We start from the raw sequence: 14392 nt of genomic DNA on the forward strand, positions 1-14392 counted from the left end.
ATTATTTAAATTGTTATGCTAATATGATATTATCCCGCCAAAACCGCAATCCTTTTTTGTACCATTCATCGAAAACTACAACTTATTTGTACTTTTCATTACTGTAAAAACAGTAATTGGAGTGAAAACGCAAATTTTGCACACAAAAAAAAGCCACTACTTGCATAATGGCTTTTAATTTTTTTTGTTCTTTCAATAGTGTAAACTAATAGAATTATGTTTGCAATAGTTTGTGTTAAAACGAAAGAAGCAATTAGAGTCTGAAATAAACCAATATTCTTAACTACCATTTATTATATACTTGGTTGTTGTTAATTTTTAGTGTAATTCATTTTTTTATTTTTTAAATATTCTATTTTTAAATTTAAGTAAGTTTTTAACAATTTATAAATTTTGTGAATAAAATATATTACACAAATTACTAAAACAAAAGCCACTATTTGAGAAACAATTAAACCTATACTTGTCACTTCTAATTCTTGATTCATACTATTAATTTTTTAAAGTTTTGTTACTGAAATTGGAGGATTAGGCACCCCTGTTTGATTATTATATTTAACTTTAACTTCCCACTGCTCTTTAAAAGAAACAATATCGAAGCCCTCTATAGCTATTCCAAAATCGAAATATCCACTAATATTTACTGTTGTGACATTTCCATTTGAAGAATATTCATAAGAGGCTTGCTCCCAATCAGCAAAAGGAGTATAACCAGAATCAAAAGAAACTACTTCTAATACCTGAAATTCACTTTCTATAGAAAGAGGATTCTCTAAAACACTTGTTACGTGGACATTTATGGAAACTGGAAAAATCAGACCGTTCTGGAATGTACCTTTAAATTTGGTTAATTTAGTCCCGTCGGGATTGTTCTCCACTTGAAATTCGTCATTTATAAAAGAATTTTCAAAGTTATTTAAAAAAGCTTGAAGTTCAGAAATAGAACTAAAATTCATAGTCTCTTCATCACTCAATGAATTATCGAATACGTAACTAGCATTACCAAGAAGCAGATCTAGCATTTGCGATTGCGTTACAATCGCTGGCGCCGCCAATATAGGAAGATTACCACTATTACCGTGATTATTTGGATCTGTCGGATCAAAACCATTATCGTATGTGGTTCCGCTAGAATCCCCGCCACTACCACCATCTGAAGTGCCTGGGCTTGTAGGTATCCCATTCCCGCCACCACTAGCACCGTCATCGTAGTTTCCACAAGAAATACTTGTAAGCACCCAACCTTGACTTGGATTACAAGCGCAATCGGCGCCGTGAACTTGACCATTGTGGGGTACGCCATCGCTCCATTCCCAAGTCTCTACGCAACCATAAACCATTTTAGATAATTCTCCGTTGTTAAATACCGAAGTGTCAAAATCGATAGGTAAAAGTATAGTATTACGACTATTTATAATGCCCTCATCCAGATTTGTATATTCGCTTGCAGTGAAATCGTATTGCACTATATACGCGTCGTAACCATTTTCTGTATTTGAGTGCAGCAATAAATTTTCTATATTATTACTTAAAACACTATCTCTTTTTATAGGAAAACTATAAGAGTGATTACCATTTTGGGTATCTTCAATATACTTAACAAAGTCTGTGTTAATAGTAAACCCATAATCGCTATTATAAATTTCTCTATTTAACCTGTTGCCAGATCCATTTTTAAGTTTTGGTGCTAATTTTTGTAATTCTTTAAAAACGGTCTCATTAGATTGTACTTGTTTATGTGTTAAGGTTTCTATTGCATACTTAGATGTTTTTTCGAGGTCTGCCTGATTGTCCAAATAATCGACATCATCTTTTTGGCAACTAGATAACACAAATGTAGCCCCAAAGAGCAACATTACTAGTTTTAAATACTGTTTACATTTTCTTTTTTTCATTAGTTTGGTTGGTCTTAAAAATTAGTGATTTTAGCTATCAAAACTAAATTTATAATAATAATAATAATAACAATCTCACAACACCTTTTTGTACCATTCATCGAAAACTACAACTTATTTGCACTTTTCGTTACGGTAAAAACCGTAATTGGTGTGAAAACTCACTTTTAAATATTTAAAAAAGCCACTACTTGCGTAATCGTAATGGCTTTTGATTTTTTTTATTATTTCAATAGTGTTAACTAATAGAATTATTTGTGTAATATTCTGCTTTTAATCCGCAGATATCAAACAAGAAGCAAATTATAAGTTAGGTTCTAATAGTCTTTTTTTATGTAAAATTTTTATTGTTTATTTAAAGTTATTTCATCAAAAGTAATTCTATCATTATCTGGTTGTCCTTCTGGAACAATTGCTGTAGCACTTCTTTTTATTTTTATTATTATTTGCTCTGGAATATCAAATAATGCCTCTCCAGGAAAATGTCTTATTATCATATCATAATCAAAATAAGGTCTTAAAGGGTCTTTAACAACAACTTTTACTCTTCTTTCATTATCTCCACAATCATTACAAGTTGGCAAATCATTATTGTCTATTAAGTAGCCTCCGTATATAGAATGTTCATATGGGTCTTGATTTAAATCTATTTGGTTTGTTGAATTTATTATTTGAAGACCGTTCTGGTTAATATATTTAAATTCCCCATATAGTATGTCTTCATAACAACTAAAATTTGGTATTGTAAACTCTGTTAAATTTTGACTTTTCATTTTTAAAATGATTTTTAAACTTTCATTACCATTAGTATATTGCCAAGTGCCTATAAGTTTAGCAAGATCACCATCTGTATCTTTATAGTAAGCATTTTCAGTTTCTAAATAATCGGACCCATTAAATAAGGCAATAACAGGTTGTTGTGCTTTACACAACAAAAATGTTAAAATAGTAATTGCAATTAAAATTAAAATTCTCATCTTTTGTTTTTTCAATTCATTAGAAGGTACTGATTTAACTGTTCTATTCGAATTAGGTATTATTTTAGACCAATTACTCTGCGACTTTCAACTTATTGGTTTACACGTTATATTCGTGTATTTAACTGTTTATAATCTCTCTATTGAAATTAAAATGCTTGATTTCTATTATTAATCAAATGGCCTAAACCCACTAATTAGTCTTTATTAATCTGCGTTATAATGGTATCATTAACGCGATTTAATATTATAGTTTTCGACAGACTCTCTTTTAACTTTTTTAAATCTTCGTATGACTCAATTTTTAAAAAATTGTCTTTATCGAGACTATCTTTAGCCAAAACTTGAACCTCATCACCAAACACGCGATAAATTTCTAAAACGGTTATTAAATCATCTCTTTTGTTATTCTCAAAATAGTTGTCTAATAATTTCCTGATTTTTTTTATCTCAATTGAATCCTGAATTGTTAAGTATAGATCGCTAATTATCTGACTATCATTTTTAATTTTATTGTAATTAACAGTAGACAAAGTCAATTCGTTTTTAACCGTTTTTTGTTCAACTGATTTACACCCAACTAATAATATTAATATAAAATAGATACTGTTTTTCATATGTATTTTCTTAAATTCTTGATTGTTTTATTAATTCTTTTATTGACTTTCTAAATTGCTAATAACATTAAATCAAGATTATAGCCACTACTTGCGTAATGGATTTGTAAAATAATCTATTAAATTATTATTATAATTATTGTTTGGTTAAAATAAACTCTGGAACTAAAACCTGTGAAACAGACTCTCCATTCGGACAATTGTTAACATCTAAACTATCTGTATTAGGATTATAATGTACTCGAATTTGAGTATTATTGTTAATCAATTTAACAAAAATTGTTCCCATTTGTCCACAAGAATAGTGTTCTCCTGAATAATCTAATACATAATAGCTATCATCATGACCAAAATAATTCCCTTTTATTATTAAACCATCTTCATTTTGAAGACTGGATGTCTCAATTACTACATTACCATTAGCCTCTGTTATTTTGTATTTTATGTATAGCTTATCAATTGTAAGCGGTCTAATTGATGAGTTATAAACGACTTTATAGATTAAAAACTCAATTGCTTCGTTATTAACGGTTCCTTGCCACACACCCAGATAATCATTAAACAAGTTATTTACATCTTTAAGATAAGCTCCATCTGGAATACCATTTTCGATATTACTGTTAAGGATATTAAAGTGTTGTTCGATTGGAATCTCTAAACCTTGATTGGAAGAATTAATTTGAGCTTTACAACTTAAGGCTAATAAAATTATAAGTATAAATATTGTGTTTTTCATCTTTTTCTTTTTTAATTATATATTTCCCGCTCCATATGCTTGATAAATCCATACTGATACAGTAATTAGAACAAAAACAAAAAATATAATACTCTCTTTTATCTTCTTTTTCCTTATTCTTTTAGTCTTTTACATCAAGTAGAGATAACAGGTTAAAATAATCGGGAACAACAAAAGCCATATATAACCTAAAATACTAGGTGTATATACAGCACTTTTATAATTAGCAGGTAAAATCAACAAGACTAGTGATAATATAATACTTATAAAATATAATAATTTAATTCTTGATGATATCATAATTTAAAATTTTTAATTACAGCCTAATTCACTTATTGGTAATTCCCCATTTAGGATTTGTTGTACTTTATTCCCATCTGATCTATTTTTTGTTGGCGTTACTATAGTTGAAGAACCGCCATTAAATAGATTGTTTAAATAATTATTTAATTTTAACTATTAAAAACCAAGTATATAATAATAATAACAATCTCACAATACCTTTTTGTACCATTCATCGAAAACTACAACTTATTTGTACTTTTCATTACTGTAAAAACAGTAATTGGAGTGAAACGCAAATTTTGCACACAAAAAAAAGCCACTACTTGCGTAATGGCTTTATAGCTATATTACACTTTATTGTTTAACTAACACCATAGTTGCAGGAATTAAAAATTCGGAAGTGTCCATTTGTGTACCATCATTACACTCTGTGGTATCCCCATATAATTGGTTGTTGGTTCTTGTCCATATTAATTCGTCTGCACTTCCTAAAATCGGAGTATATTCTAGCAACAAATTACCGCTAGCGTATCTGTGACAACCTCCATTAAGTGGTGGTTCTCTATAAGTTAAATCAATTTTATTTGGTCTATAATCATAAACACCTGTTCCTACAATGTGATTTGCAATACTACTAGTATTTATATTACTGTTTGCTCCATAAGTATCGTACATAGTGATACCGTTAATTTTTAATAAATATTCACATCCTAATTTATCATGATAAGTATTTGTAGGCCCCATTCTTACGCGTTCCATTTTTATAAAAGTCACTTTAAAATAAGTTGTACCATCATCATACAACCACTCACCTAAAAAATTTGTAAAATAATTGTTTACGTCTTTATAGTAAATATCTCCAGTATCTGTGGCTTCAGGAAAACCATCAACACCTAATGTTTTTATAGTTTCTTGAGCATTTATTATATTGAATACCCCTGTAAAGAATAAAACTGTTATTAATATTTTAGTTTTCATAATTATTTAAATTGTTATGCTAATATGATATTATCCCGCCAAAACCGCAATCCTTTTTTGTACCATTCATCGAAAACTACAACTTATTTGCGCTTTTCATTACGGTAAAAACCGTAATTGGAGTGAAACCGCAAATTTTGCACACAAAAAAAGCCACTACTTGCGTAATGGCTTTTAAACTGCTACTTTCCTAATACTTTAAAAATATAAGAGAATAGCAGAAAAGAAACAAACTTTATGGTTAATTAACTGCTGTTTTTTATATACTGTGTTGCGCGCAATGCTTCTTAATCAATAATTTTATCCTCAACCATCCAAAACTTTTCAACTTGAATTAAACAAGCAGTAGAGTCCTTTTGTTTCATTAAAATATAAAAGGAATAATGAGTAAATAACTCCGGGTATTTTTTATCTTTATTTTGTCTAATAAATTCATCATAAGTAATAACCTTTTCTTTTAATGAACTATAATTTACTTCTACTTTCTCATGTTTACCTCTAATGAATTTAAAAGTATGTTTTCCATCTATTTTATATATGTCTTCGATTTGATTACTGACTAAAATATCTTTCTCCTTTTCAAACAGAAAAATAATTTTTGCATCATTTTGAGAAGATGAATTAAAGAAAGCGAACAAAAAAATAAAGTATAAATTTTTCATATTATTAGCAATTAGGGTTGTTAGCATAAAAAGTAGTTACAGTTTGAATATGTTGTTCGATTTCTCGAAATTATTTTTCCTTTATTAATACTTTCATTAAGTCTATTAAGTTTTTTTATTATTAGTTCGTTGTCCTCAATTCTTTTTTTATTAATCTTAGATATTTTAAACTTTGGGTTTAGACTATTTTCTGTTTGTGAACTCCGTGTAAAATCATCATCTTTTTGGCAGCTAGATAATACCAATGTAACCCCGAAGAGCAACATTACTAGTTTTAAATACTGTTTACATTTTCTTTTTTTCAATCGTTTGGTTAGTTTTAAAAATTATTGATTTTTATTATTAAAACTAAGTGTATAAAAATAATAACAATCTCACAATACCTTTTTGTACCATTCATCGAAAACTACAACTTATTTGCGCTTTTCATTACGGTAAAAACCGTAATTGGAGTGAAAACTCACTTTTAAATATTAAAAAAAGCCACTACTTGTGTAATGGCTTTTAGTTTGTTTGTTCATTCAATAGTTTAAAATATAAGAAAATAGCAAAAAAGAAACAAACTTTATATTTAACTCTTAACTGCTATTTTTTAATTAGTGTTTAGTGAAAAATACGCCTCTGGGAAACATAAAATATTTTTGTAAAAGACAAGCAACAGCTTATGTTTTGGGCACATTTTTGCGAAAAAGCAAAAACCAGGCCTTCCGCTATATCTTTTGCCAAACGCAAAAGGATGCCGCTACACTCCTTTTTGCAGCTTGCAATTATAGCTTATAAGCAATTTTAAAGAGGATGATTCGAGGTAGAATAAAAGTCTTACTATCAGAAGTTACAAAAGAAGTAGCATTGTTACTTTGTTTATAGGGCGTATTAAAAAGATTAGTACCACTAACTTCAAAACCCCACGGACTTTCGCTTAACTGATAAAATAAAGAGGCATTTGCAGAATAAAAACGCGTTGTAGATTTCTGATTTATATTGCGGTAGTGATCTCCGCTATAGTCTGCATTAAAAATAAACCCATTTAAAAAATCATATTCTAAAGACGTAAAGAGCCCATCATTTTCATATTTAGAAACGACACCATACGTGTTGTAATGATTAAACGCTTTACTATAACCTATTTCTATGTTAGGGTAATTTTTAAAAGCAGTCTCAGCACTGACTTTTATTGTGGTGAACTGAGATGTGTTTTTACTTGTAATGGCGTTTACAATTTGGAAATACTCAAAATAATTATATTTACTTTTAAGCTTATATTTAATACTACCAAGCTTTTTTTCAACCCCGAAATCAAATAACCAAGAGCGCTCGGCATCCTTAAACCCCATAATTGTATTAAATTGCTCGATCCCCTCTAATTGAGAAATTAGCTTATTACTTTCTATTCTCTTATTTAAAGAGATACCGGCATACACGTTTAGTTTTCTATATAAACTAAATTTATGATACCTTAAACTTACCGTATGATACAATGTGTTTTCTAACTCCGGATTCCCTTTGAAAACGCTATTAAAACGAGACAGTATAAAATTATATGCTAAATTATTTACTTCTGGGAAAACAGCATTTAACTTATAACTAAAATTAAATTTCCCTTTAGATTTTAGATCTAACTTAGCAGTTAATTGAGGTAAAAGTAAGTTTTTCGTTCTAGTAAAACGCTCTAATGCTCCAATACTACTCCAATTATAAAAATGATAAAATAAAGCTGGTTTAACAGTTAAATTATTCACTAGAAACTTATACTCTACGCCCAAAAAAGTATTTATAAAACTATAGTTAAAATCGTTTCCAAAACCTGCACTATCAAAATTGTTTATTGCGCCACTAGTTAACTGCTGTACGTCTTCATTTTTAAAATGACTAAACACAGTATTAACCCCAATACTGCTATAAAGATGATTAAAAGAATTTAAACTCCAATAGTCTTTAAAAATAGCATCTGCGGTATGGGTCTTTACCTTCTTTGATTGTAAAATACTATAATAATTATCGTCTTGGAGCGGAATTAAACCTTGTAAAATTTTCTGATTAGTTCTCCAATTGGTAAATGGTTTATCATTTGCAAAAGCATAAGTAGCCTCTAAAGTTGCTATATGTTTTTTCGATAATTTGCGTGTGTATTGAATATTTTGTGTTAATTGAAGATCTAATACATCGTGAAACCCATTGATAGTATTATTGGAATTTGTACTCTGTGTAGTCACCAATTCGCTACTTGTATTATCTGTTAGCTTAACGACACTAGAATACGTAAAATCTTCCTCTAAGCTAGGCTTATAATCCATTTTTAGTTTTCCGATAGTAAAAAACTCCTTTAGTTGCTGATTCGTTTCACGATACTCTACAAAGGGCATACTAAAATTGTACTGATTTTCAGTATTGTTTTTTGTACTTGTTTTCGCCTTACTAGTAATAACATAACCACTAATATCTAAATATTCGGAAAGAGACTGCCTAACACTCATAGCTCCAAACTGACTGGTTCTCTCTGTAAAATCTTGATGTTTTAAATAGTGCCCAACATCACTTTGGTATAACGCACTATAACTTCCAGTAGAATTTATTAATGAACTCAAACCGCCCTCAAACTCTAAATAATCTCTAAACGTAAAACTTTTTACGCCAGTATTATTAAGATCTATAATAGTATTAATGGTTGTTTTAGGGCTGTAATAAAATAAAGTAGGATGTATAACATACTTCTTTTTAATACTGCCGCCAGCTTCTATATCACCAAATGCAAATTGCTTTTTATTTTCTTTTAGCTTAATATTCATCGCTACATTTTCGCTGTCCTGCAAGCCTTTAAGCATAGCAACTTCATTATAATTATCTAAAACTTCAATTTCATCGACAACATCTGCGGGAATATTATTAACAGCCATTTTACTACTTCCTGTAAAAAAGGTTTTATTCTCGACTAAAACACGAGTCACTTTTTTACCACGTACACTAACATTACCTAATTTATCGACTTCTACACCCGGTAGCTTTTTTAAAACATCCTTAAGTTTTCGTTCTTCTCCAGTTACAAATTTATCTATACGATATACAATAGTATCTTTTTTAACAGATATGGGTGGCGTATAATTTATGGTAACCTCACCTAACTCATTATTATTAATTTTAAGTCGGAAATTTTTAGTGCTATTTAAATGGGAAGTTTTAAAACTTAATTCTTGCGACACATAGCCTAAGTGACTTACAGTTATAGAATACGTTTGATTACGCTCTAGCTCTAATTTATACGTACCTTTCTCGTTACTTACCGCATACCGAATATCGCTATTATGATTGGGAATAGCCAAAATATTAGCATACTCCAATGGCGTACTTAAACTGTCATTAACAACACCAGAAAGCGTGATGTTTTGAGCGCATACTATAGCAGAGTAAAAACACAAGACTATAATAAAACCATATGTTTTTAACATATACTCTTTAATTTTTAATATTGTTTTATTTCCCTCTGTTTAAAACATCTCTTTTAAACTCTAACAAAGCATTAACTTGTTGCGTTCTTGTAATTTCATTTCTTTTTTCTAAAGGACTTATTTTAGCCGTAGTTTTACTGTTTATCTTCGATACATAATAGGTTGCTGTCGCCAATTGTGCTTCCATAATTAAACCCGGCAATCCTTCAAGTTGTTTTGGCCCGTAGGGTACCGGAATCTGTGGTGTAAACCAAGCTTCGATAGTACTTTCTTCGCCAAATCCCAATAAATTATGACCTTTTCTTAATACGGCCCGATAACATAAAAAACCACCTATTGATTTACTTTCTGTAGTAATCTTCCACTCTAGCTCGTTTGGACTGCTTATAATATTTAAAGCTTCTCCAAAAAACAAAGTTTGATAGGTTAGTTGTTTATTTGGTCTATTATAATAGTATTTATTTTCTTTTTCTCGCTTTACTAACTGCCAGTAGCTGTTGTTATCAATTTCAGATTTTAAACCTAATGTCACGGCATCGATAAAAAACAAAGCTTCGGTGTTATTAAATAGTAACGTATACTTTAATTGGTCTAAAGCCTTCTCTTGTTCTTGTAATAGCTTTATACCCGAATCGCCATATTTGTTTTTTATTTCTGTAGAAATATCAGCGCTACGCAAAGCGCGTTTATAAGTAACTTCTGTAACTTGAGCCATTATATGACCTTGAACCATTAATAAGGCAAAAAATAATAAATACTGTTTCATATAAAAAATACACACGGTTACCATTACAGTACCGTGTGTTTTAAAGTGTTTAATTACCAATACCTGATATTAAATCATCAACGCAACTATTGTACACTGCCGCTGCACTGTTATAATCTTGATGAAAATCAAAGTCTAAATCTGCCAAATCTTGACATTCCTGAAAGGGGTCGTCTTTTAGTAAAACTCTATTAGCACTAGTCATGCTCATAAAGAACATACATACTAAACTTAATACTAATACTTTTTGTAAAATTTTAATATTTTAAATTTTTAGTCAGGTTTCTGACGGTTAATAAAAAAGCCTTAAAATTTACCATTAAGTAAATTGAGAATAGCGCTATGTAAAGATTACTCTTTAGTTTTTAACATATTTGAAAATAGGCTTAAATGTTACAAATATGTTAGATACATTTCAAACATATAATAATAATAACAATCTCACAATACCTTTTTATACCATTCATCGAAAACTACAACTTATTTGCACTTTTCGTTACGGTAAAAACCGTAATTGGAGTGAAAACTCACTTTTAAATATTTAAAAAAGCCACTACTTGCGTAATGGCTTTGTAAAGTCATTTATAGCTTTGTTATACTTTATTGTTTAATTAACACATATCTACCAAAAGGCAAGTTAGGCTCTTGTGGTGCACCAACTGGAATTATAGAAGACCCTTTTTTAGCAAAATCTATTTGCATTTTATCGGCAACACCAAATTCACTGATGTGACGAAGCCCCATATACATTGTTCCTACGAGATAACTTAAATTCGGGTTGGGATCTTCAAAATAAATTCTTACACGTTTTTCTAAAAGACTACAATTGGAACAGCCTGGAAATTCTTTTTTTAAAATAGTATAATTCCCTAATAAACTGTGGTCGTATACACTATCTAAATCGTCTGTATTATCAAAGTCTATTAGCGTATTAACTTTTTGAACTCCATTTTCAATATATTTATATTCTCCTACTAATAAATCCTCATACCAATCATCATTATACACTTGCTCCTTTTTTTCAAACTTGATAGTTAAAGAAGTAGTACCATTGGTATAAAGCCAAGTTCCCACGAATTTATCTAAGTCGTTATTAATATCTTTTAAATAGGAATCTGTAGTTATTTCTGCATTCTTATCATGGATACTTATTATTGGATTTTGCGCCTTACAAGTAAATGTTATTCCTATTAAGGCAATTAAAATTATATTTCTCATTTATTATTTTTTCAATTCATTACAACGTTCTGATGTAGCTGTTCTATTTGAATTAGGTGTTGTTATCAATTTCAGATTTTAAACCTAATGTCACGGCATCGATAAAAAACAAAGCTTCGGTGTTAGTAAATAGTAACGTATACTTTAATTGGTTTAAAGCCTTCTCTTGTTCCTGTAATAGCTTTATACCCGAATCGCCATATTTATTTTTTATTTCTGAAGAAATATCAGCGCTACGCAAAGCGCGTTTATAAGTAACTTCTGTAAGTTGAGCCATTATATGACCTTGAACCATTAATAGGGCAAAAAATAATAAATACTGTTTCATATAAAAAATACACACGGTAACCATTACAGTACCGTGTGTTTTAAAGTGTTTAATTACCAATATCTGATATTAAATCATCTACACAACTATTGTACACTGCCGCTGCACTGTTATAATCTTGATGAAATTCAAAGTCTAAATCTGCCAAATCTTGACATTCCTGAAAGGGGTCGTCTTTTAGTAAAACTCTATTAGCACTAGTCATGCTCATAAAGAACATACATACTAAACTTATTCTTTAACTGGTCTAGTGAATTTCACTTCTCTAAATACTATTGTGTCGTTTTCAATTTCATCCACATCTATAATAAAAACAGCTACATCTTGTTCCCAACTATCCTCTTTCTCAAAGGTTTTACAAACTTTAGAATAAGATGTGTTTTTAAAAAAATCATTAGTTAAAACCTTTTTTCCTTTAAGGAAACTTGAATCTGTCGTAATTATTAAAGATGGAGAATAATCCTTTGGTAATATAGATTTGTTTTTACTCCAATTAAAGTGTGAAAATCTGTATGCAAACTCATAGAGTAGTCCTTCTTTTTTTTCTTGAATCTTAAAAACATATGAGTCGTCTATAGGAATACCTCCTTTTATTGTTAGTTTTTCTTTTGGAATAATTTGTTTATTCATTCCTTCAATATTATCATCAAAAAGTATATATAGAGTATCTTTTTTTGGGTTTGTGACTGACAACCTTGAAAAACAAAAAATACAATTAACAGTAGCATGTTACTTTTCATAATTAATTACAATTAGGTGTTTTAGTCGAGTTTACTTTTGCAGTTTCAAAACTAATACTATAGTTTATTGCGTTTTCAGGAATATTCAAATAATCAAGTATCTCATCCAAGTTTAGGATGAGATACTGATAAATTTTAGAATTATACTGACTACTATTTTTGAAAAAAATGCTTTTAATCTATTTCTTGTGTAAAAACAACATCAATTAAATACAATTGATTATCCAAAGTGTCTTTTTCAATAATATAATATTTCTTATTTGATTTTTTTAAAAATATTGAATCTCTCTGAATATTATTAAAACTATTAAGCCATTTAATGTGTTTCACATTAAGTTTCATAGTATCATTAGCTAACATCTTTACTCTTATAGGATTATTTCTATTTTCTCTATCTTTAGGTGTAAAAATTATATTTTCAGTATCAAGTTTATACAAATACTTTATAGGTCCATTTTTCCAACTATAATATTTTTTCATTGAATTATTTGGAAACTTTGAATCAAAGTAAAAATAATAAGTATTTTCATTCCTTATTAATCTAGTGTCTTTACTCAAACATGATGCAAAAAACACTGCTAGAATTGGCATGTATATAGTTTTCATATTTAATTACAATTAGGTATTTTAGTTGAATATACTTTTGCAGCTTCAAAACTATTACTATAGTTAATTGCATTCTCTGGAATACTCAAATAATTAGTTTGACCAACAGTGCCATTTAATCCCAAATAAGCAATGCATGTATAGAATTGCTCAATTGTCATATCTGGATAATCATTATTTAACGAATCTATAAAAGTTTGATCATTTAACAAGGGATGTATTTCTTGTAAAGTTTGTGATACCAAGCCAATATAATGATTTGCCATAACTTCATGTTGCCATCCTTTATAAACTCTATACTCTTCATATATCGCTTCAAAATCATTAATATCTGGTAAGTTTATAGTGTTTCCGTTATTCAAGTTGAAAAGAGCTAAATATAAATTAGCATGTATAGCTTCATGAATTATAGTTCTTGCAATAAATAACGTAGGAGTCTGGTTACTGTTTACATAGTCTTGGTCAATTGAAATATTTACTAAATTATCTGTTTCTAGATAATTATAGGAACAACCACTTGGGTCAAGAACATTATTACATTGTAAATCTTGTACAACTTGAAATTTTAAATCATAATCACTTTCTTCTCCAATAAAATTTTCTAAAAGATTTTTAATTCTTTTATTTTTGGAAATTTGTTGGTAGGTGCATCTCACTTTCACATTATTCACGAACGTAGAATCTAATATAACATTGTTGGGAAAATCCACTTCTCCTCCATTCATCAAAGTAATTATAGCTTCAATAGCAAAAGCTTGAGCAGTTTCGGAGCATTCATTCTTATCTATGTAGTAACTAATTTGACCAACAACACCTTTAGTTTGAGATTGCAACCAAGCAGACATTTCTGCGGTAAAACCATTTGGAGAACCTCCTATGCCTAATTGACTTAAACAAAGAACAACTTTTTCCCAAGGTTGAGGAATAGTAGGTGTTGTAACACCTCCATTGCTTGATGAACCACCACTACCCCCGTTATTGGTTTGGCTTCCGCTTGTATCCCCGGTGTTTGGAGACGTATTTCCTGTGCTACCACCAGTTGAGCCTCCACCTCCAGGAAAACCACAACCATAGTACATTCTATCACTGTTATAAGCTGTACAGTCAGCATAATTGTCGGATCCGTTGTGTCCTGCAGAAC

The 14392-nt window shown here is 29.5% G+C and carries 15 protein-coding genes and 1 pseudogene; all 16 read right to left on the reverse strand.

Annotation, left to right across the window (positions count from 1 at the left end):
• Nucleotides 1–311: 311 nt before the first annotated feature.
• Nucleotides 312–488 (reverse strand): hypothetical protein, encoded by a 177-nt coding sequence (locus ES676_RS14790; RefSeq protein WP_170234467.1) that lies wholly within the window; start codon nucleotides 486–488, stop codon nucleotides 312–314.
• A 12-nt stretch (nucleotides 489–500) separates the two neighbouring features.
• Nucleotides 501–1895 carry a hypothetical protein gene (locus ES676_RS14255; RefSeq protein WP_148370998.1) on the reverse strand — a complete coding sequence of 465 codons (1395 nt, stop codon included), beginning with the start codon at nucleotides 1893–1895 and terminating at the stop codon, nucleotides 501–503.
• 344 nt (nucleotides 1896–2239) lie between these two features.
• Nucleotides 2240–2872, reverse strand: a complete 633-nt coding sequence (locus ES676_RS14260; protein ID WP_148370999.1) for a DUF6705 family protein — start codon at nucleotides 2870–2872, stop codon at nucleotides 2240–2242.
• 197 nt (nucleotides 2873–3069) lie between these two features.
• The gene (locus tag ES676_RS14265) at nucleotides 3070–3489 is read right to left on the reverse strand and encodes a hypothetical protein (RefSeq protein ID WP_148371000.1); all 420 of its coding nucleotides are present in this window, start codon (nucleotides 3487–3489) and stop codon (nucleotides 3070–3072) included.
• 136 nt (nucleotides 3490–3625) lie between these two features.
• Nucleotides 3626–4225, reverse strand: coding sequence for a DUF6705 family protein (locus ES676_RS14270; protein WP_148371001.1), 600 nt, complete (start codon nucleotides 4223–4225; stop codon nucleotides 3626–3628).
• Between the two features lie 639 nt (nucleotides 4226–4864).
• Nucleotides 4865–5488: a DUF6705 family protein gene (locus ES676_RS14275; RefSeq protein WP_148371002.1), complete on the reverse strand. Its 624-nt coding sequence runs from the start codon at nucleotides 5486–5488 to the stop codon at nucleotides 4865–4867.
• Between the two features lie 287 nt (nucleotides 5489–5775).
• Entirely contained in the window at nucleotides 5776–6150 is a 375-nt protein-coding gene (locus ES676_RS14280; protein WP_148371003.1) for a hypothetical protein, read from the reverse strand.
• A 767-nt stretch (nucleotides 6151–6917) separates the two neighbouring features.
• Nucleotides 6918–9593, reverse strand: coding sequence for a carboxypeptidase-like regulatory domain-containing protein (locus ES676_RS14285; RefSeq protein ID WP_148371004.1), 2676 nt, complete (start codon nucleotides 9591–9593; stop codon nucleotides 6918–6920).
• A 25-nt stretch (nucleotides 9594–9618) separates the two neighbouring features.
• Complete coding sequence (locus tag ES676_RS14290) at nucleotides 9619–10359, reverse strand: GLPGLI family protein (RefSeq protein WP_170234468.1); 741 nt, start codon at nucleotides 10357–10359, stop codon at nucleotides 9619–9621.
• 49 nt (nucleotides 10360–10408) lie between these two features.
• Nucleotides 10409–10570, reverse strand: coding sequence for a hypothetical protein (locus ES676_RS14795; protein ID WP_170234469.1), 162 nt, complete (start codon nucleotides 10568–10570; stop codon nucleotides 10409–10411).
• Between the two features lie 389 nt (nucleotides 10571–10959).
• Nucleotides 10960–11577 carry a DUF6705 family protein gene (locus ES676_RS14295; RefSeq protein WP_148371006.1) on the reverse strand — a complete coding sequence of 206 codons (618 nt, stop codon included), beginning with the start codon at nucleotides 11575–11577 and terminating at the stop codon, nucleotides 10960–10962.
• 52 nt (nucleotides 11578–11629) lie between these two features.
• Complete coding sequence (locus ES676_RS14300) at nucleotides 11630–11905, reverse strand: hypothetical protein (RefSeq protein WP_148371007.1); 276 nt, start codon at nucleotides 11903–11905, stop codon at nucleotides 11630–11632.
• 49 nt (nucleotides 11906–11954) lie between these two features.
• Entirely contained in the window at nucleotides 11955–12116 is a 162-nt protein-coding gene (locus ES676_RS14800) for a hypothetical protein (RefSeq protein WP_170234470.1), read from the reverse strand.
• 20 nt (nucleotides 12117–12136) lie between these two features.
• A complete protein-coding gene (locus ES676_RS14305) occupies nucleotides 12137–12535 on the reverse strand; it encodes a hypothetical protein (protein WP_148371008.1) in 399 nt (132 codons plus the stop codon).
• Between the two features lie 284 nt (nucleotides 12536–12819).
• Nucleotides 12820–13251, reverse strand: coding sequence for a hypothetical protein (locus ES676_RS14310; protein WP_148371009.1), 432 nt, complete (start codon nucleotides 13249–13251; stop codon nucleotides 12820–12822).
• Nucleotides 13252–13253: 2 nt separating this feature from the next.
• Nucleotides 13254–14392: pseudogene (locus ES676_RS14805) on the reverse strand (hypothetical protein); the annotation flags it as partial.

Source organism: Bizionia saleffrena (assembly GCF_008086175.1).
GTDB classification, from domain to species: domain Bacteria; phylum Bacteroidota; class Bacteroidia; order Flavobacteriales; family Flavobacteriaceae; genus Bizionia; species Bizionia saleffrena.